Origin of the sequence: Emticicia sp. CRIBPO (assembly GCF_009905725.1) — a bacterium.
Lineage (GTDB): Bacteria > Bacteroidota > Bacteroidia > Cytophagales > Spirosomataceae > Leadbetterella.
Genome location: NZ_JAAAKV010000006.1, coordinates 338279 through 357732, shown reverse-complemented (window position 1 = coordinate 357732; position 19454 = coordinate 338279). Strand labels below are relative to the sequence as shown.

15 protein-coding genes are annotated in these 19454 nt (G+C 42.7%); 8 read left to right on the top strand and 7 right to left on the bottom strand.

Features of this window, described 5'->3' with window-relative positions; translation table 11 throughout:
- The first annotated feature begins 92 nt into the window (after nt 1–92).
- Nucleotides 93–635: a hypothetical protein gene (locus tag GVN16_RS14660; RefSeq protein WP_166564647.1), complete on the top strand. Its 543-nt coding sequence runs from the start codon at nt 93–95 to the stop codon at nt 633–635.
- 34 nt (nt 636–669) lie between these two features.
- Here GVN16_RS14660 and GVN16_RS14655 read toward each other — a convergent pair whose 3' ends face one another.
- From GVN16_RS14655 to GVN16_RS14640, 4 genes are all read right to left on the bottom strand, one after another.
- Nucleotides 670–2823: a c-type cytochrome domain-containing protein gene (locus GVN16_RS14655; protein WP_166564646.1), complete on the bottom strand. Its 2154-nt coding sequence runs from the start codon at nt 2821–2823 to the stop codon at nt 670–672.
- A 118-nt stretch (nt 2824–2941) separates the two neighbouring features.
- On the bottom strand, nt 2942–4399 hold the full coding sequence (locus tag GVN16_RS14650; RefSeq protein WP_166564645.1) for a DUF1501 domain-containing protein: 1458 nt from the start codon (nt 4397–4399) through the stop codon (nt 2942–2944).
- Nucleotides 4400–4412: 13 nt separating this feature from the next.
- Nucleotides 4413–6731 (bottom strand): PSD1 and planctomycete cytochrome C domain-containing protein, encoded by a 2319-nt coding sequence (locus tag GVN16_RS14645; protein ID WP_166564644.1) that lies wholly within the window; start codon nt 6729–6731, stop codon nt 4413–4415.
- A gap of 353 nt (nt 6732–7084) precedes the next feature.
- Nucleotides 7085–8440 carry an FGGY-family carbohydrate kinase gene (locus tag GVN16_RS14640; RefSeq protein ID WP_166564643.1) on the bottom strand — a complete coding sequence of 452 codons (1356 nt, stop codon included), beginning with the start codon at nt 8438–8440 and terminating at the stop codon, nt 7085–7087.
- A gap of 374 nt (nt 8441–8814) precedes the next feature.
- Between GVN16_RS14640 and purD the strand changes: the two genes are divergently transcribed.
- The 6 genes from purD (at nt 8815) to GVN16_RS14610 (ending at nt 14442) form a co-directional block, all read left to right on the top strand.
- Nucleotides 8815–10104 (top strand): phosphoribosylamine--glycine ligase, encoded by a 1290-nt coding sequence (gene purD, locus GVN16_RS14635; RefSeq protein WP_166564642.1) that lies wholly within the window; start codon nt 8815–8817, stop codon nt 10102–10104.
- A gap of 74 nt (nt 10105–10178) precedes the next feature.
- Entirely contained in the window at nt 10179–11453 is a 1275-nt protein-coding gene (locus GVN16_RS14630; RefSeq protein WP_166564641.1) for a regulatory iron-sulfur-containing complex subunit RicT, read from the top strand.
- A complete protein-coding gene (locus tag GVN16_RS14625) occupies nt 11450–11938 on the top strand; it encodes a gliding motility lipoprotein GldH (protein WP_166564640.1) in 489 nt (162 codons plus the stop codon). Before GVN16_RS14630 ends, GVN16_RS14625 begins: the two co-directional genes overlap by 4 nt.
- A gap of 479 nt (nt 11939–12417) precedes the next feature.
- Nucleotides 12418–12960 (top strand): hypothetical protein, encoded by a 543-nt coding sequence (locus GVN16_RS14620; protein ID WP_166564639.1) that lies wholly within the window; start codon nt 12418–12420, stop codon nt 12958–12960.
- 181 nt (nt 12961–13141) lie between these two features.
- Nucleotides 13142–13357, top strand: coding sequence for a hypothetical protein (locus GVN16_RS14615; RefSeq protein WP_166564638.1), 216 nt, complete (start codon nt 13142–13144; stop codon nt 13355–13357).
- 14 nt (nt 13358–13371) lie between these two features.
- Nucleotides 13372–14442: a BF3164 family lipoprotein gene (locus tag GVN16_RS14610; RefSeq protein WP_166564637.1), complete on the top strand. Its 1071-nt coding sequence runs from the start codon at nt 13372–13374 to the stop codon at nt 14440–14442.
- A gap of 141 nt (nt 14443–14583) precedes the next feature.
- On the opposite strand, the gene GVN16_RS14605 is transcribed toward GVN16_RS14610, so the two are convergent.
- Nucleotides 14584–15846, bottom strand: a complete 1263-nt coding sequence (locus tag GVN16_RS14605) for a thioredoxin family protein (RefSeq protein ID WP_166564636.1) — start codon at nt 15844–15846, stop codon at nt 14584–14586.
- A gap of 198 nt (nt 15847–16044) precedes the next feature.
- On the opposite strand from GVN16_RS14605, the gene GVN16_RS14600 reads away from it, so the two are divergent.
- Nucleotides 16045–16395, top strand: a complete 351-nt coding sequence (locus GVN16_RS14600; protein ID WP_166564635.1) for a Spx/MgsR family RNA polymerase-binding regulatory protein — start codon at nt 16045–16047, stop codon at nt 16393–16395.
- Nucleotides 16396–16401: 6 nt separating this feature from the next.
- Here GVN16_RS14600 and GVN16_RS14595 read toward each other — a convergent pair whose 3' ends face one another.
- Nucleotides 16402–17472, bottom strand: coding sequence for an acyltransferase (locus tag GVN16_RS14595; RefSeq protein ID WP_166564634.1), 1071 nt, complete (start codon nt 17470–17472; stop codon nt 16402–16404).
- A 194-nt stretch (nt 17473–17666) separates the two neighbouring features.
- Entirely contained in the window at nt 17667–19391 is a 1725-nt protein-coding gene (locus GVN16_RS14590; protein WP_166564633.1) for a GMC oxidoreductase, read from the bottom strand.
- Nucleotides 19392–19454: the final 63 nt, after the last annotated feature.

Genomic DNA, 19454 nt, shown 5'->3' with positions numbered 1-19454 from the left:
TAACGCAAGGATGTTATTGATTGAATGAGAAAGCCATAGCCATGCAACTGTAAAGAGCTTATAAATTCTCAATTTTTAATCAACATAAAACGATGAAAACATATTATGCCTCCTTTGCTCTTTTGATAGGATGCTGCTTCAGCTCCTGTCAGACCAGCCAGTCTTCTACTCCTTTTGATGAGGAGAAAGCGAAAGCCGAAATCATGGCGACTATACAGGAAGAAACAGACTGCTTCTTCAGACGCGACTACAACTGCTGGCAGGATAAATTTGTTCATAACGACTACGCTTATCAAGCCTGGAGTAACTCAGACGGTACATTTGACGCCAGCGTGGGCTGGAATGCGATCAATAATAATCTTGGGAAATATATTAAGGAAAACCCCGAAGAAAAAGAAGCGGAGGGGGTAAGCAGCCACCCGGTGGTGAAGAGGGAAAACCTCAAGGTACGTTTTTTCGGTAATAACACTGCCCACCTCACCTGGGATCAGTTTAACAGCGATTCCAAAAAAACGTACTACCTGCACAGCAAAGAGGTAAGGCTGATGGAAAAGGCTGATGGTAAATGGAAAATTGTCAACGTTTCAGCTTTCTGGAATTACAAAAACAAAATTCCGTTTAAAGACAAAATGTGAAATTAACCACAATGGGTAGCCCGTCCACGCAACTTTAATAGAAAAATACTTCATCCACGAAAAACCAGGCCGGTTCGCCTTTGCCGGGATGCCATTTCGGCAGCTTAGCCAGGGGCTTAACGACCAGTTTAATGTATTTTACCTGTCCTTTAGGTAATGAGATATTAATAGCCGCATTATTTTTTGGTTCCATCTTTTCCGGAGCTGCGGGGGTTGCCTTGCCGACAAGCTTCAGAGAAGATTTATCATCACCCGACCAGATTTCCACCACTGAAGGAGGCATAATGTAAGAATCTGTTTTCAGAAGGTAACTGATATTGACACCACCAACCGGCTGGGGAGCTTTGAATTCAAACAGGGCTTCCATATCCTTTCCCCTGTAAGCTATCCAACTTTGCTCATTGAAGTTGTCGCTCGACCCCTTTTTAAGGTCAATGAGTGTTTTGCCTCCTTTTCCCATATGCTTCGGATCCGGCGATTTTATTAAATAAGCCGTATCCGGAGAATAATTGGATTTGAAGAAAGTATACTCTACCTGCTCGCTGGCCAGCCACTTGTCTTTGGTGGCCAGTGCTCTTACTTTGGCGTAGCTGTCAATGAAGACCGGTTGTGAATAGAGCGGTGAATTCAGCGAATCCGGTTCCGAACCATCTACAGTATACCTGATCTTCACCTCTTTCAATGGGTGTTTGAATTGTATCCCTGTTTTTCCTTTGATGATAAACTCTTCATTGACCAGTACCGGAGGGTTTAGCTGGAGGATCTCATTCGGAGCCGGCACATAGCCGTAATCAAAGTTTATCTTGTTGTATTTCTTCTTCAGTTCAGCCAAGGCGGTTTCGTCAAGAGCGGTGCTCCATAAGAAGACTTCTTTCAGCGAAGGCATGTCCAGTACTTTGAGGAGGTTCTCTTTGCTGATTTTGGTATTGGCGAGGGCCAGTGAATAGAGGTTTTTACACTTTTTCAATTCCTGTAAAGTATTGCCTTTGATATCGGTCTGGTTCAGGACCAGCTTTTCCAGGTTCTTAAATCCTGAGATCTGGTTGATGTCCTCATCGGTCACAGGCATTTTGGCCAGGTTCAGCACGACGATCTGGTCTTTCACTTTGGAAAGGTTTTCGAGGGCTTTTTTATCGTATTTTTTGGTCACATAAAACTCTGCCTGTAAAGCCGGTGAGCCGGCTGCCAGCGGAAATACGGAACAAAAAGGGGTATTGACTTCTTTCAGGTCTGATTCTGAAGCTGCAGAAAATGTATAGGTTTTTTCCGGAGCTGCCTCTTCTGCGTTGACCAGTTTCAGGGCCAGGGCTTTGGTTTTGGATTGCCCGGGAAAAGCCGCGAAAGATTTCTTAAAATCTGCACCTTCCGTAATCCAGGCACTTAACAGGGCTATTTCATCCCCCGTCAGCTGAGGCTTGCCTTTAGGCGGCATGTGCTCTTTCTGCTCAACCGGCAGATTGACCCGCTTGGTCAGGTGACTGTTTAAGGCATCTCCGGCGACAAAGAGAGGGCCGTTTTTACCTCCCTTCATCATTTTGGCAATGGTACTCATATTGAGTTCGCCTTTCGTCTTCTGATCGTTATGACAAGACATGCATTTGGCTTCCAGGATAGGCAGGATGGCGGCTTCGTAAACGGCCTGTTTATCAGAGAAGGGTTTCTTTTCTGCTTTTTTGGCAAAGGCTTCAAACAGGTAGTTTTCTCCGTGGGTGATCTCCGCACCGAAATGTCCCGCAACAGAAATCAATACCAGTAATCCGAAAGAGGCAGATTTGAAGGTGCTGAAATTATGATAAATGCTATCAAAGGCCACAAAAAACAGATAAGCTACAAAACTAAGACCTGCCCCGGTCCATTTGTGCCACAACAAGGCTTTGGGATCATACCCGGTTTCCCTGGATAAAAACAGGCCCATCAAAGCCGCAACGACTGAAGTGAGGGCTACAAATGTGACACTGAGCCTGAGGATCTTTTCAAAGCTTCCGGACTCAAATTCTCCTTTCAGAAAGATGAATAAAATCATGATCACCACAAAACCGATCGGCAGGTGCAGCAGCAAAGGGTGCATTCTGCCCAGCGGACTCAGGTTTAACGGAATGATCAGTTTTTCATCAAAAACCAGCAAGAAGAGTAAAAGGCAGTTGAGCCCCAGAAGTAGCCAGGAAGAGAGCTTTAAAATTTTATTCATCAGACGATTGTCAATATCTTGTTTTGATCAGGCCCGGCCCGAACGCGTTAATGTTTTATCTTTTCAAAAGACAAGTGTAATGGTAGAATTACCTTGGTGCCTATCCATTCCAATTTTCTTACACCATCAAACCCGGAATGACTTTTCCTGCCACATCTGTAAGACGATATCGGCGTCCCAGGTGTTTATAGGTGAGCTGTTCATGGTTCAGGCCCATCAGGTGCATAATGGTGGCATGAAAATCATGGATATGCACCGGATCTTTGACAATGTTATATCCGAATTCATCGGTTTCACCATATACCACACCCGGTTTTACTCCACCACCGGCCATCCAGATGCTGTAGGCCCTCGGGTGGTGGTCACGTCCGTAATTGTCTTTTGTGAAATTGCCCTGGCAATAGTTGGTGCGGCCAAATTCACCACCCCAGATTACCAGTGTTTCATCCAGCAGTCCTCTTTGTTTAAGGTCTTTGATCAGTGCCGCAGACGGTCTGTCTGAATCCTGGGCCTGAAGCGGCATTTCGCCGGGCAGGTTACCGTGCTGGTCCCAGCCCTGGTGATACAATTGTACAAAGCGGACCCCTGATTCCGACAGTTTCCTGGCCAGAAGGGCATTGGCGGCGTAGGTTCCCGGCACGAGGCACTCAGGACCGTACATTTTAATGATATGATCAGGCTCTTTTGATAAGTCGGTTAATTCAGGCACGGCTGTCTGCATCCGGTAAGCCATTTCATACTGCTGTACTTTGGCCTGCACTTCCGGATCTCCGCTTTTCTCAAAACCTTCGTGATTGAGTTCCGCCAGTTTATCCAGCATTCTTCTGCGGGCTTCCTTGTCTGTGCCTTCGGCGTCATTAAGGTATAAAATAGGGTCTTCTCCGCTGCTGAACACCACCCCCTGGTGGGTAGAATCCAGGAAGCCGTTGGTCCAGAGTTTGGAATAAACGCCCTGGCCGTTGCCTCTTCCCCTCGAAAGCAGTACGCAGAATGCCGGAAGGTTTTTGTTTTCGCTGCCCAATCCGTAGCTCACCCAGGCTCCCATGCTCGGGCGGTTGCCCACCTGGGCACCGGTCTGCATAAAAGTAAGGGCAGGGTCATGGTTGATGGCTTCGGTATTCATGGTTCTGACGATACAGATGTCATCAGCAATGCTGCCGATATTCGGGAACAGGTCGCTGATCCAGGCTCCTGATTTACCGTATTGCTTGAATCCGAAATAAGAACCTATCAAGGGAAACTTGGTCTGGCTGGCGGTCATACCGGTCAGCCTTTGTCCGCCCCGGATAGATTCCGGCAAGTCTTCCCCGGCCATTTTATTGAGCATGGGCTTGTAGTCAAAGCTCTCCAGCTGTGACGGGGCACCGTTCTGAAACAAATAAATGACTCTTTTGGCCTTAGGGGCAAAATGAGCCAGACCCAAAGGCAGATCGCTGGCCAGATCACCTGCTGAACCTTTGAAAAGGTCCGGGATAAGTAATGATCCCAGGGCGGCAGATCCGAGGCCTACCGCTGTTTTACCCAGGAAATGTCTCCGGGTAATGTTGAGTTTATTCTTTAAAAATTCGTTTTCCATGATGGCTTGATTTTCAGATTCTCACAATGGCCTCTTCCATGTTATAAACCATCTGGATGGTCTGCATCATGGCAGCGGTAGCCGTTTTATTTTTTAAGTCCTTACCTTTAAATTCCCCGATTTTCAACAGACTGTCTGCTTTTTTCGGGTTCTTTTTGAAATAGTCCGATTCCGAAGTGAAGTATTGTTTCAGGATACCGGATTCTTTGGATGTAGGTTTCCGGCAGATGATTTTCCTGAAGGCACTTTCAAGCTTCTGATCATCGCTGCTGTTTTCCGTAATCAAAGCCTCTGCGAGCACCCTTGAAGCTTCCATCACCTGCGGGTCGTTCATCATCGCCAGAGCCTGCAGCGGGGTGCTGGTACGGCCACGCTGCACCTCACACTGGTCGCGGTTGCTGGCGTCGAAGATCAGCATGGACGGAGGCGGCACGGTCCGTTTGATAAACACATACATTCCCCTTCTGTAAAGGTCGCCGTCGTGGTCCTGCACATATTTTGAAAGGGACCCCCTTCCCGAAGTAGCCACTTCCCACAGGCCTTTCGGCTGATAAGGCTTGATACTTGGTCCGCCGATTTCTTCATTGAGGAGCCCTGAGGAAGACAAGACATGGTCTCGGATATTTTCGGCAGGTAATCTCAGTCTGGAAGCCCTGGCCAGGTAAATATTTTCCGGGTCGGTCTTTTTATGTTTTTCTGTGATTTTGGAAGACTGGCGATAAGTGGCTGACAACACCATTTGTTTGACAAGTCTTTTGATATTCCAGTGATGTTCACGGAAGTCAACCGCCAGCCAGTCCAGCAGTTCGGGATTGGTCGGAAGTTCACCCTGCATCCCGAAATCGCCGGTGGTTTTTACGATGCCTCTTCCGAAAAACTGCTCCCAGATGCGGTTCACATATACCCGTGCTGTCAGCGGGTTTTTATCGTTCAGCATCCAGTGCACGAGGCCAAGCCTGTTTTTCTCGAACTTGGTGGTGTCAAACGGCAGGATACTTTTCGGTAAACCAAAGCTCACCAAAGCCCCGTGATCGTCGTAATTACCACGATTCAGGACGTAGGTTGGTCTCACCAAAGAAGAGTCTTTCATGACCATTACCTCAAGTTTGGTGGTGTCTTTTTTATTGATGAACTTAAAAATCGATTTGACGTCCTCGTCTGTGATTTTCATGTTCGGAGGATCGGCGTAGGACGCATCAATCGTTCCGAAAAGGCCTTTTTCAGGCACCTGGTTAAAGAAAGCGAAGGTGCTGAAATAGTCTTTATGTGAAATCGGGTCATATTTATGGTCGTGGCATTTGGCACACTCAAACGTGAGGGCCAGAAACGACTTACCAAAAGTATTGGTCCTGTCGGTTACATATTCTACCCTGTATTCCTCGTCAATCACCCCGCCTTCCTGGGTGATTTTGTGGTTCCGGTTAAACCCGGTAGCCAAAAGCATCTCCTTGCTGGGGTTTTTCATCAGATCCCCGGCCAGCTGCCAGCTTAAAAACTTGGCATAGGAATAATTGGAGTTAAAAGCGTGGATCACCCAGTCACGCCACGGCCACATGGTCCTGAGGCCGTCGTCCTGGTATCCGTGCGAGTCGGCATAGCGGGCGATGTCCAGCCATGAGATGGCCATTTTCTCGCCGTAATGCTTACTTTTCAGAAGTTCGTCTACTATTTTCTCATAAGCGTTGGCAGAATTGTCTTTCAGAAAACGCTCCTGCATTTCGAGGCTTGGAGGTAGACCGGTCAGATCAAAACTTACTCTTTTCAGCAGGGTTTCTTTATCGGCCTCTTCATTGGGTGTAAGGCCTTTCGCATCCATCGCTGCATACGTAAAATGATCGATCTCATTTCTGACCCAATCCTTGTCTGCTTCGGGCAGCTGTTTTGGTTTTACCGGAGGGATAAATGCCCAGTGCTGTTTATACTTTGCTCCCTGTTTGATCCACTTTTCAATCAGCCTGATTTCGTGTTGGGTCAGTTTCAGATTGGATTCCGGCGGAGGCATCATCTGCGTAGAGTCTTCTGTGACAATTCTTAGAAATACTTCCGATGCATTGGGTTTGCCCGCCACAATGGCGTGGGCTTTCGGATTGTCTTTAAGGGCTGCAAAAGCACCTTCAGGGGTGTCCAGCCTGAGATTGGCTTCCCGCTTGTTGGCATCTGGTCCGTGACATTTGAAGCACCTGTCTGACAATATCGGCCGGATATGATAATTGTAATCTACCTGGTCGGGCATAGACCCGGTTTCGGCAGAGGAAGGCGTACATTGGCTTGCGAAATAAGCCACTCCTACCAATGAAACTGCGATGCATAGTTTGATGGTATGTCTGATCATACTAAAAGTCATTTTTGTAGCCTGCTGAAATTTATAGGTTGAATAAGCGTTCGATTTTTTTCTGAACAAATGTAATATAATTTTGTTTTATTCCGGGATCTGAGCATGACTAAAAAAATATTTATCGTATTTTTTTGATTTCTGTGGAGCGTATATATTAAAATTCAGCCGGTGAAGCGAAGGGAACATTTAAATGTAAAAAAATAATTTAACTTTCAGTCAGAAAACGGCAGGAATTACTAAGAATCAGTGTTTTGAAGGGGGGGGTATTGGCTTGAGCCGGACAATCGCTGGCAGTTGTGAGAGATTGTTGCTTCTCAGTTCTCTTGAAACGGAGAAGCAACAAAAAATAGTCAGATATATCTTTTAAGCTTCAGATGTTTTTCTGAAAACTCCTGTGTATTCCAATGTTCTGCGATGACCATCGCTGCTCCCAGAGAGGAAGCCTGGGCAAGGTCTGAAGCATACACTTCAATGTTAAAGAAGGCCTCGGCCAGTAAATGCATAAAAATCTCATTTTTGGAGAATCCGCCATCCACATAAATCCTTTTCGGGATTTTGACGTCAAAAGTTAAACGGATGGAGGCTACCTGCTGGGCTACGAGGTCTAGTAAAAACTGGTGATAAGCTTCTTCAAAACTTCTGAAAGTATTCAGATTTCTTTCGACAAAGGGGCTGTCCATCAACTCTCCCAATTCGGTTTGTTCGGGAATAGCCTGTTTGTGTATTTTCCTCAGGTGCTGAATGATTTTGTAGTCGAATTTTACCGTGGTGTAATAATCCAGCGGTTTCTGGAAATATTCTGAAAGGTGTTTTACCTGTCTTTCGTGTTCATTGCCTGAGAAAAGCCTCGAAGCCCTGACAGGATTGCCTTCGTAACTGATATAATTCAGACAATCCTTTTTAAGTAAAGAGGAAGTGAGCGGTGAATGATTAAACGGATTCAGGGTGATACACCAGGTGCCTGTCGATACCAGGACAAAAGGTTTCGGATCAGTTTTCAGGTACGGCACTAATGCTGCTGAGCTGTCATGAATTCCCACGCCGACAGCAAGGCTTTCATTTTTAACTATGGTTGAAGATTTTTGAGGCGGTTGGCTGATGGAATGCAGATGTTCCTGCTCTACCCACTGATGGTAATTGTTTTTTGAATAGTCCCAGAGGGCGGTATGACACCCCAGGCTGGTAAGTTCAGAATGAACCTCCCGGCTGAAAACAAAGCTCAGGTATTGAGGCAGGTGCAATGAAGACTTGCAATGCTTGAAAATCTCAGTCTTTTGTTTTTTGAGCCAGTACAGCTGCAGACCGGAATTCAACATCCCTAAGTCAGGAGAGGCTGTATCGGTAAAGAAATCCTCTGCGGGGCCATACTTTTCTAGAAATTCCTTTTTAAGAGCGGCGGGAAATTTTTTCAGGTAATTGTAAAGCGGGGCAATGGCTTTGCCTTCGTGGTTCAGGTGTACCAGGCTCGCACCGTAAGCCGAAAAATTAAGGGCTTTTACCTCAAAATCAGGATGTGAAGACAGTAATTCAAACTCGTCAGTCATCCATTTTGTCAGTGCCATCAGGTTGTCACAGGGATCGCCGTCGTCGTCCAGAGACTCTTCGAACCTGGTTTGTTTTTCAAAAACCACTTCATAATTTTCATTAAAAGCGAGGAGTTTCTTGTTGGTTTTCCCAATGTCAAATACGGCACAAACGTTTTGCATCAATTATATTTCCGGTTTTATTGTAGCCCAAATTAAGTCAGGAAAATTTACTTTTCAAAGAAGGATTTGTATTTGGCTAATTATAGCCGGTTTCTGCACTTTATCTTTGAAAAGGGGGCTTGTCATGTCATAATTGGCCTGAGTGTTGCCCCTAATTTGCATACTTCAAATCAGATACTTTCAAAACCCAGCCTTCTGATGTATTTTTGCGGGTAATCCGGAAGACAAGGAAAAAGGAGAACGGAAAAAGGACTTTGTTTTTTGATCATAAGGCTCGTTTTTGAGTGAGTATTCCGGAAAAGGCAGATCAGATTTAATATATAATAATTGCGGGATCGGGCAGTTGTCCATCCCAAATTCAACATTAGCAAAAAATGAATATACTCATCATAGGTTCGGGAGGGAGAGAGCACGCTTTTGCCTGGAAAGTCGCACAATCAAAAAGCTGCGGGCAATTGTATGTGGCTCCGGGAAATGCCGGAACTGAAAAAATAGCCCGGAATGTTAACCTGGCCGTTAGTGATTTTGCCGGGATCAGAAGTTTTGTGCTGGAAAATGCCATTGACATGGTAATTGTAGGTCCCGAAGAACCACTCGTTAAAGGTATCGTAGACTATTTCAAAACAGATAAAAAATTAAAGAAGATCAGGATTATCGGTCCTGATGCATCAGGAGCAAGGCTGGAAGGCAGTAAGGATTTTTCGAAAGCCTTCATGCAGAAATATAACGTTCCGACGGCCTATTCAGAGACTTTTACGAAAGACACTCTTGACGAAGGATTAAAATACCTGGAAACACAGCAGGGCCCATATGTACTGAAAGCAGACGGACTGGCAGCAGGAAAGGGTGTGATCATCACAGAAGATGTGGCAGAGGCTAAAAAATCTTTGCACGAAATGCTCGCTGAAGCCAAGTTCGGAGACGCCAGTAGTAAAGTACTGGTAGAACAATACCTTCACGGCATAGAGCTTTCTGTGTTTGTATTGACCGACGGGAAAAATTATGTGATACTGCCGGAGGCGAAAGACTATAAAAGAATCGGGGTTGGTGATACAGGCCTGAATACCGGTGGTATGGGGGCGGTTTCCCCTGTTCCGTTTGCGGATGCGGAGTTCCTGGCTAAAGTGGAAGAAAAGGTGGTGAAACCTACGCTTTACGGTTTGCAGGAAGAAGGCATCAAATATGTCGGTTTTATTTTTATCGGTTTGATGAATGATAACGGGAATCCGATGGTGATTGAGTACAACGTCAGGATGGGAGACCCTGAGACAGAGGTGGTATTGCCGAGGATCAAATCGGATCTGGTAAAGCTTTTCAAGGCTGCTGCTGACGGTAAACTGGACAAATTCAAACTGGCCGTTCATGCCAAATCTGCTGTGACCACGATGGTGGTGGCAGGTGGTTATCCGGAAGATTACCGTAAGGGAGACAAGATGGAAATTCCTGATCCTGAGAAAGACGGCCTGGTGTTTCATGCCGGTACTAAAAGCCAGGGAGACAACGTTGTTACGAACGGCGGACGTGTGATCGCCCTGACCGGGATGGCCCGCACCATGACTGCCGCGGTGAAAAAATCGCAGAAAATGGCGAGAAAAGTGAAGTATAAGGGAAGTTACTTCCGAAAAGATATTGGTAAAGATTTAATGAAGTATTTTGATAAATGATTAGATTTGTTTTCCAAAGTATTTGCTTTGTGAAAAATTTAATTAAAATCAGACTATTCTTTCTGTAAATATATATGGGTTGTGGACAATGTTCGTCGGGAGGGTGCGGAAGTATCAAGGCGGTAAATATAGGAGAGAAATCCAACCACGTCACAGTAGCCGGATGCAGTAGTAAAGGTGGATGCGGCAGTGGTGGATGTACTAAAATGAATTCTTTTGACTGGCTTTCCAACATGGAAACGCCGAAGTCGATGCGATATAATGTAGTGGAAATCAAGTTCAAAGGGGGCAGGAAAGAATACTTCCGGAATGTCCACAATCTTGAACTTTATACCGGTGATTTTGTGGTCTGTGAGATGGCCTCAGGGTATCATATCGGGACGGTTTCATTGCAGGGAGAGCTCGTAAGGCTCCAGATGATCAAGAAAAACATCCAGGATGGGTCTGAAGTCTTGTCGATTCTGAGACTTGCGAACGAAAAAGACCTCGAAAAACACTCACAGGCGATCAACCGTGATTTGCCTACGATGTACCGCACCAGGGAGATATCCAAGCAGCTGGGCCTCCAGATGAAACTCTCTGAGGTGGAATACCAGTCGGACAATACCAAAGCTACGTTTTATTATTCTGCAGACGACCGCGTCGATTTCCGGGAACTGATCAAGTTGCTGGCAGGGGAATTCAAGATACGTGTAGAGATGCGTCAGATCAGCCTTCGTCAGGAAGCGGCCAGGATCGGCGGTATCGGATCATGCGGAAGAGAGCTTTGCTGCTCTACCTGGCTTACAGATTTTAAGGCCATTCCGACGGCTGCGGCCCGTTATCAGAACCTTTCGCTCAACCCGACCAAGTTATCAGGACAATGCGGAAGATTGAAATGTTGCCTGAACTATGAGCTTGAAACTTATATTGATGCCATCAAAGATATTCCTTCAGTAGACAGGCCGCTTTTGACCGAAAAGGGAGAAGCAACCGTCCAGAAAACAGATATTTTCAGGAGAATCATGTGGTTCAGTTACCCTAACGAAACCAACTGGTATCCGATAGCCTGCTCACAGGTGGTGGAGATCCAGAAGATGAACCAGAAAGGCCTTAAGCCGGTAGGATTGGAGAACCTTGTTCAATTGGTGGATGTGGCTCCTCAGTCTAAGTCTTCGAGTATCAATAATGACCTTGAGCGTCTGGATAAGAAGTTCTCCGACAAGAGAAGATCCGGCGGCGGAGGTGGTGGCGGAAATGCTGAGAATGCTGGTGGTAATAAATCGGGGAACCGGAACAAACGCCATAACCGGAACAGAAATAACAACCGGAATAATAACAACCCGAACAACAACGCTAATCCGAAATGAAATTTTTCAGGCTTCTGAGTATTCCTGTTCTTTTGTCTCTTTTTGTTTTCTCCTGTGCCAGTAACAACGGGGAAGTAAAGGAAATCCGGGATTTGAAAGACGGGAAATGGGCGATTGCCAAAAAAGAGGTTTTTAACTTCGAGATCAAAGATATTTCTAAAGTCTATGAGATGAATTACCTGGTGAGGAACTCCATTTCTTATCCTTACTATAATTTGTATCTGAACCAGGTGCTTACCGGGCCTTCGGGTGAGGTGGTTTCCAGCTCAATGGATGAGGTTATCCTGTTTGAAGAAAAAACCGGAAAGCCTTTCGGAGATGGGCTGGGGGATATTTTTGATCACCGTATGCAGGCCCCCAAGTATAAAGATTTCAGGTTTCCGAAACCCGGAAAATATAAATGGGTCATTAGCCATAATATGCGTCCTGACCCACTTACCAATATTCTTTCCATAGGAATAGAAATTACTCCGCAAGTTAAATAGCAGATTATAAGCTGCTTACCAGAAGATTAAATTTTTGAAGATTGACTTTCGCGGTTGTCGCAAGGTTTAAAGCCTGTAATGCTTCTGTTTTTGCAGTCACTTTATCTCCCGTTTTCTGATTTAGTCTTGCCGATTCATAATAATATTCAGCCAGGGCGTTTCAAATGGTTCATAAATTGATTTTTATGAATAATTAAGTCCAAAAACCTCTCTTAGTAAAGATGTTCTCCTCAAAAGTTTAAATTCACAGCTAAACAAATATATCCATATATTGTGTATCGCTTGAAAGGTTTATAATTTATTGTTTCTTTACACTACGAAGAAGTGTTTCAAAATGAATAAAAAGAGGATATTGACAAAAAGGAGTGAGATAGATACTGATAATAAACTTGTTGAAAATACTTGAGTAATTTGTTATAAATGAGATAATGAATAGTTAATTTGTAATTTGATATTAATATAAATGAATTCTTTTTAAAATGCTTTACGCCAGATATCTTTCTATTTTCCTTCTTCTTATAATATTTTCATGCCAATCAAAAAAGAAAGATTGGGTGTCAGAAAATGAAGAATTGTTAAACGAAATAATTGACTCAGAGGTTATAATCCCCAGTAGCTTAAAGAAGGCTAAAATAGCATCTTTTTCAAATACGAAAGGAGAAAAGCGATTTAAGATAATTTCATACATTGATGGCACGTGTGTAACCTGTATAAATAATTTATTGTATTGGAAAGAGTTCAATAAGAATGTTATTTTGACAGATAATGATATTGAATTAGTTCTAATAGTCTTTACAAATGATGAAGACTATTTTGAAAAGGAGTATCTCATAAAATATGGACTTGATTTGCCAATATATTATGACCGCACAAATGATTTTATTGTAAAAAATAAGTTGTTCGATCATCGTATCCAAACTCTCTTACTGGGTTCTAGCAATGAGTGTCTGGTGTTAGGCAATCCTGCAATTAGTAAAAAAATAGAGAAATTATATTTAAATAGAATTTTTAACAATCGATAATTTAACCTTCTTATTATTAGTTGATTATGTAAATTCTGGGCAATGATTGAATATATAGACGCAGATTTGTTTTTTTTGACAAACTATAGATTAACGTAAGGGGATACGAATTTTTTGAAGAAAGCTTGTAATTTTAAAATAGGCAATGTATTATTGTGCTTATTAAATTAAATTGTAACATATGAAAAATCTTTTTTTGTCAGTATGCACAGCCTTGTTAGTTGGTGGATTGCTATCCAGTTTTTCAGAGGTAGATGATCAAAGTTCTGTTGAAGAGAATTTTGAAGCTCTTAAAGGAGAGACTAGTATTTCTAGATGTAAGCCTAAAAATACAAACTTTACATGTACCGACGGGAAAACGTATTATTATGGAGAAATTGTTTGGGAAAACAATTAATTGTTTTTTATCAAATGAAATTTATTTCAACAATGAAATGCTCACAATTAATACTATTATTAATTGTGAGCATTGTTATTTCTTGTAAGTCTTATGAAAAAGGAGACTTAAAAACTTTAAGATCGAGTGTATTTATTGCTGCTGAGAATCTACATAGTCCATACTCAGTGGGGATATTTAATGATTCCCTCTTAATAGTAGGGAATTATAAATCGGATTTTATCATTGATATTTTTAATATCAATGATAAAAAAAATGTTAAGAGTTTTAAGAATGATCAAAAGGGTCTCGATCTTGTTTCTGTTACCACGATTCAGACGTTTGTAAACAATGATTATTCTTTTTGCATAAATGATATCTTGACAAATAAACTTATTTGTTTTAACAAAGAGATTGATGATTATAAAATTAAATTGGATTCATCGTCTCTCATTAATCTTCCACGCGAAGATTACGGTAAGCTTTTGGTGGGGAAGAATGTATGGATTGGGGAAAGCAGAAGTAGTAACGGAAGGTTACTTTTGGTTGATAAGGATAAGCAGAGTTTAGGATTCTTTTTAGATTACCCTAGTCCAGATAAGATTAGCAAATATATAGATGAAAAAAATAATGCTAAATTATATCAACCAATGTTCAGTTTGAAACCTACAATGGATAGATTAGCTGTTGCGACTTATGGAGCTGATTTAATTAATGTATTAAATGTTAAGGAAAGCAATCTTGAAGAACTATGGAGGCGATACAGAGCGTATCCTAATGATATAAAACTGATTAAATTAGGTTATGATTCTTTAGCAGTTAAAAGTAATCGGTCAAAAATGTATTATCATGATATTACTTCAAATAATCATGGATTTTATCTTTCTTATTTGGGACAAGCCGTCTCTTACTATACAAAAGACTATTTTTCAGATAAAATTTATTTTTATGATTGGACTGGTGAAAAAGTAATCACTTATAATCTGGATAGGAAGGTGGTAAGAATAGCGATTAATATGGATAATAGTATTTTATATGCTTTATCGCCAGATGAAAATGGCCAATTAGAAATCATTTCTTTTGATATCGATCACGAACTGCTTTAAAGTATGTCCACAAGGTATTAATAATTTGTGGACATACTTAATAAGTACCTTAACCGGTAGGCTGTTTTTTTTCGAGAGATAAATTTCTAATACCCATAAATTACTTAAAAATTCGCAATAAACATTTTCAGTATTAGGCCGTTAAAAACTACTAACAAGGAGATTAAATTTCTGAAGATTGACTTTCGCGGTTGTCGCAAGGTTTAAAGCCTGTAATGCTTCTGTTTTTGCGGTAACTTTATCTCCCGTTTTCTGATTTAGTCTTGCCGATTCATAATAATATTCAGCCAGGGCGTTGTTCTCTTTGATCAATGGCTTGGCTTTTTGCATCCATCCTTTGGCTGTGACACTGTAACTTGCGTCAGGATAAACATCGTTGAACACCTTGGTGATATACACCAGTGACTGACCATTGCTGCCGTACATGGCCGCCATTTTCTTTCCTATATTTAACGCTCCGGCAGCTTTTCCTTCTCTGATCAGGGCTTTGGTTTCAAACTCCCAGGTTACGCCGTCAGCATATTGTGCAGCTCCTGCTTTGCCCATGTATTGTTTAATGAGATTGATCTTGTCGGTACCATACAGCCTGCCTCTGGGGCTATATAAAGATGCTTGGATGATTCTTCCAAAGACAGTATTTTCATTCCCTTCGTGGCCCTCTTTTTTCTCAATGGCTGCCGCCTCAGCCGAATGATTGAACCAGTATTTGGCAAAACCGTTGTCAATGTCCGACACACATTTTTTGGTCAGTTTCCAGCTCAGCTCGGAGCCCAAATCTTTTTCAGGGAACCCTTTGAAGAGTTCTGATGCTACTGATAAATTAGCTAATGTGTCTCTTGAAATCAAGGCATATGAAGCATAGGCAGTCAGAAAATCAAGGGATCTTTCACCTGTTCTAAAACGTTCGGCATAGCTCGAGGATCTTTTTTCTGGAGACTTGGCTGTGTTTGCCACTAGTTCAAATGAAGAAACTTCTGGGTTTACTTCAGATTGATGAAGTAAATTTCCATCACCATCAAAAAATAGGAACTGAGGGAAGCTCGGCAGGAAAATATTTTTCTGATTCAGGAATTTAACCAGCTCGACATTGCCTACGTCCAGTTTGAAATTGATGAAATTGGAATTGTAGATTTTAGCTACTTCAGGTTTTTTGAAGAAAGGCTCAAGTTTCTGACAAACCGGACAGGTAGGAGAATAGCATTCCACAAAAAGGATTTTATTACTGCTTTTGGCTTTCTGTAAAGCAGCATTGATATCGGTTTCCCAGGTGACTTCGTTCGGGTTGATGGCTTGCTGTTCGGTAGCCGTTTCGGTTCCCTGTGTTTTGCTCTGACATCCTAAGACGGTTAAAAGGAGAAGTGTTCCGGCCAGTTTAATGGTATTCAACATATTCATTTGAGACATTGAGATTGTTTTGGTTTTTGGAAGGTTAAATTACTCAAACAACAAATATAGGTTTGTTAATGCAAAGTTAAATACGAATATTAAACAATTTGACGGCAAATTAACGGATCAGGTTACGGCCGGTTTAAATACTTAATCCGGAATTCCGCTGAGGTTCTATCCGGAAATGATTAATTTTGCCAGATAAATCAATATTACATGTATAAAGTATACGGAATCCCGAATTGTGACACAGTCAAAAAAGCCACTACCTGGTTGAAAACCAATGGAGTAGATTTTGAATTCCATAATTATAAAACAGACGGAATCACCAAAGAGAAAATAGAAGAGTGGCTTAAGTTTTTCCCGCTTGACAGGGTCGTGAACAAAGCCAGTACCACCTATAAAGGGCTTTCAGATGAGGAAAAAGAAGCTTTAAGTTCTCCTGAAACAGCCATCCCGATCATCATAGCCAATACTTCCCTGATCAAAAGGCCGGTTATCGAGGATCAGAAAATTGAAATGCTCGGCTTTGATGCTTCCAAATATTCAGAGTTTTTCAAAGACTAAGCAGTCTTATCTTCCTCCTGTTATGATTTCGTAAAACCTGGGCCTTGTCTTTTTTAACCTGTAGGCGATTGAAATACAGATGGCTATGGTTATCAACGGAGCGGTCAGGTAGATCACAAGAGAAGTAAACTCACTCGTTTCTAAAGTGAAGAAAAACACTTTTTTGACGATGGTGAGTAAAGGCTCATGGCTGGCATAAAGAAAGAAAGAAAAAGAGGAAACCCCGAAATATTTGAAATCAGCAAGTTCAGTAGCTTTGAATAAGTAGTCATACATTATCCAGAGGCTGAATACTCCCGTCAGGATACTCAATTTGAGTAAAATATTTAATAAAATCGGGTTGTTTAAGTCTGTAAAAACCAGGATGGTTTTAGCCAGGATAATCAATAGCCACAGGCAAAAGTAAATCCAGGGGTTTTTCGTAAACCTGGTTTGTATCAGCTTTTCAACTTTGCGGATACTGAGGAATGAACCGCAAACGAAAAAGAACAGGGCCTCTTCGAAAAAAATCACAAAATTAAACCCGAATATCCAGGCCGGCAGTAATAATAATATGCTCAGATATTTCAGGTATCTGACAGCTAAATAGATAAGCGGAGAAACCAAGGCCAGCATGATCAGATCCCGGATAAACCATAAGGGATACGAAAGCGGATTCAGAAAAACCGAAGACAGTAATTCGTTAGCTGAGAGATCTCTGACAAGTTTGGAGGTAAAGAATTTTTCAGAAAAAGGGAGGGACTGCAAAATGAAGAAGATAAGCAGGCTTAAAAGAGACCAGAACAAATAAGGAATTACAAGTGTCTTTGCCCTTTTCTTTATTTTTAAAAAGAACTCGCGGGGTTCGCCCTTTATATTAAGAAAGAACAGGTACCCGGAGATGGCAAAAAATAAAGGTACTGCCACTCTTGTTAATCCCTGTGAAATAAACTCCTGGATGAAATAGCTGTATCCTTTTTCTGAAATAAGATATTCAGACGGAAACCTTACCAGAACGTTCGAGGAATGTATATAGGTTACCATGAACGTGGCAAAAAATGATATAGCTTTTAGTTTTATACTTAAGTACTTATTCATGCGTGGCTATTTTAAGTCAATGGATCCTCTGATGCCATTAACTTTATTCCAGATCATGGGTCCGGTATTAGTTAGAAGATATTGTTAAAATCTTTTCAGGTTCGATTAAAAATTCTGAGCGGCAAAGGTATCAGTTATTGTACAATATTCATAACTTCCTTTTTTATTTGACCGAAAATATGCTTAACATTTTTTCAAAGGTTAAGCTTTTTCAGTTCACTCACCGCGAAATCACAGGCCCTGGCCGTTAAAGCCATGTAGGTCAATGACGGGTTAACGCAGTTGGATGAGGTCATGCATGCCCCGTCGGTAACAAACACGTTTTCACATCCCCAGACCTGGTTATGAGCGTTCAATACCGAGGTTTTGGGGCTTTTACCCATTCTGGCGGTGCCCATTTCATGTTTGGACAGGCCCAGGGCGAATTTTTTGGAGTTGTTGATTTTAACATTTTTAACCCCGGCAATCTGTAGCATCTCGGCTGCGTCATTGCCCATATCTTCCCTCATTTTCATTTCATTTTCTTTGATTTCGGCATTGAAAATGATAGAAGGCATCCCGAATTTGTCTCTCTCCAAAGGATGAATGGTCATACGGTTATCTTCATAAGGAAGGCATTCCCCGAACCCTCCGAAGCCCAGTGTCCAGGAGCCGGGATGCGTAAGTTCATTTTTGAGGTCTTCCCCGAAACTGATTTCTGCAACCATCCTGCTCCAGCCTTGTCTGCTGGCCCCTCCCTGGTAGTCGAATCCACGGATATAATCCCTTTTATCATTACCGATGTTGCGATACCTGGGGATGAAAATGCCGTTGGCCCTGCGACCAAAATAATAATCATCTTCGAAGCCTTCAACAGTACCGGATGCCCCCACACGCGAGTGATGATCCATCAGATTCCGGCCCAGCTGTCCGCTGTCGTTACCCATTCCTTCAGGGAAACGGTCAGAGATAGAGTTAAGCAATACGTGGGTACTGCCGATGGTGGACGCATTGAGAAAAATGACTTTGGCGTAAAACTCAATAGACTCCATCGTGTTGGCATCTATCACTTCCACACCTTTGGCTTTTTTGGAAGCGTCGTCATATAATACTTTGGAAACCACCGAAAACGGCCTGACGGTCAGGTTGCCGGTTTTCATGGCAGCCGGCAATGTGGCAGCCTGGGTGCTGAAATAAGCACCATAGGGACAGCCGTTGCTGCAGGCGTTGCGGTACTGGCAGCTTGCCCGCCCCAGTTCCAGCTGAAAGTCTTCGGGTTGGGTCAAATGAGCTACCCGCCCTATCGTAACATGCCTGTTGCCTTTATACCGGGCTTTTATTTTCTGCTGAAAATCTTTCTCCACACAATTCAGTTCCATGGCGGGCTGGAAGATGCTGTCAGGCGTATGTGACAAATTCAAAGCCTCGCCGCTGACACCGATGAATTTCTCAACATAAGCATACCACGGCTCAATGTCTTTATATCGGATAGGCCAGTCGATCGCAATACCGTCCTTAGCATTGGCTTCAAAGTCAAGGTCGCTCCAGCGGTAAACCTGGCGACCCCAAAGCAGCGATTTGCCGCCGATTCCGTTTCCTCTGAACCAATGGAAAGGTTTTTCCTGCTGATACGGGCTTTCTGCATAAGGCAGCCAGAAATCCTGGTTGGCTTCTGTGATCGGATAATTCCCTTCGACGGTTTCGTAAGGAAATTTCTCCTTCATGGCATTGGTTACCCTGTTGCGATGCGGAAGCTCCCAGGGTGGGGTCAATGCATGTTTATAATCTTCAATGTGTTTCTGATCCCTTCCACGCTCCAGAAGAAGGACTTTAAGTCCTTTTTCGCACAGCTCTTTGGCTGCCCAACCCCCGCTTATTCCGGACCCTACGACAATGGCGTCGTAAGTCTGACCCTTTCTTGCATCTGAATTTAAATACATTTTCTAATGGTTGAATATTATAGTTTTCCAAAAATATCAAAAAATGACTGCATCAAAAGAATC

Bases quoted from the DNA above. Each gene is read 5' to 3' on its own strand.
- GVN16_RS14660 (WP_166564647.1), top strand. From the start codon at position 93: ATGAAAACATATTATGCCTCCTTTGCTCTTTTGATAGGATGCTGCTTC.
- GVN16_RS14655 (WP_166564646.1), bottom strand. From the start codon at position 2,823: ATGAATAAAATTTTAAAGCTCTCTTCCTGGCTACTTCTGGGGCTCAAC.
- GVN16_RS14650 (WP_166564645.1), bottom strand. From the start codon at position 4,399: ATGGAAAACGAATTTTTAAAGAATAAACTCAACATTACCCGGAGACAT.
- GVN16_RS14645 (WP_166564644.1), bottom strand. From the start codon at position 6,731: ATGATCAGACATACCATCAAACTATGCATCGCAGTTTCATTGGTAGGA.
- GVN16_RS14640 (WP_166564643.1), bottom strand. From the start codon at position 8,440: ATGCAAAACGTTTGTGCCGTATTTGACATTGGGAAAACCAACAAGAAA.
- purD (WP_166564642.1), top strand. From the start codon at position 8,815: ATGAATATACTCATCATAGGTTCGGGAGGGAGAGAGCACGCTTTTGCC.
- GVN16_RS14630 (WP_166564641.1), top strand. From the start codon at position 10,179: ATGGGTTGTGGACAATGTTCGTCGGGAGGGTGCGGAAGTATCAAGGCG.
- GVN16_RS14625 (WP_166564640.1), top strand. From the start codon at position 11,450: ATGAAATTTTTCAGGCTTCTGAGTATTCCTGTTCTTTTGTCTCTTTTT.
- GVN16_RS14620 (WP_166564639.1), top strand. From the start codon at position 12,418: ATGCTTTACGCCAGATATCTTTCTATTTTCCTTCTTCTTATAATATTT.
- GVN16_RS14615 (WP_166564638.1), top strand. From the start codon at position 13,142: ATGAAAAATCTTTTTTTGTCAGTATGCACAGCCTTGTTAGTTGGTGGA.
- GVN16_RS14610 (WP_166564637.1), top strand. From the start codon at position 13,372: ATGAAATTTATTTCAACAATGAAATGCTCACAATTAATACTATTATTA.
- GVN16_RS14605 (WP_166564636.1), bottom strand. From the start codon at position 15,846: ATGTCTCAAATGAATATGTTGAATACCATTAAACTGGCCGGAACACTT.
- GVN16_RS14600 (WP_166564635.1), top strand. From the start codon at position 16,045: ATGTATAAAGTATACGGAATCCCGAATTGTGACACAGTCAAAAAAGCC.
- GVN16_RS14595 (WP_166564634.1), bottom strand. From the start codon at position 17,472: ATGAATAAGTACTTAAGTATAAAACTAAAAGCTATATCATTTTTTGCC.
- GVN16_RS14590 (WP_166564633.1), bottom strand. From the start codon at position 19,391: ATGTATTTAAATTCAGATGCAAGAAAGGGTCAGACTTACGACGCCATT.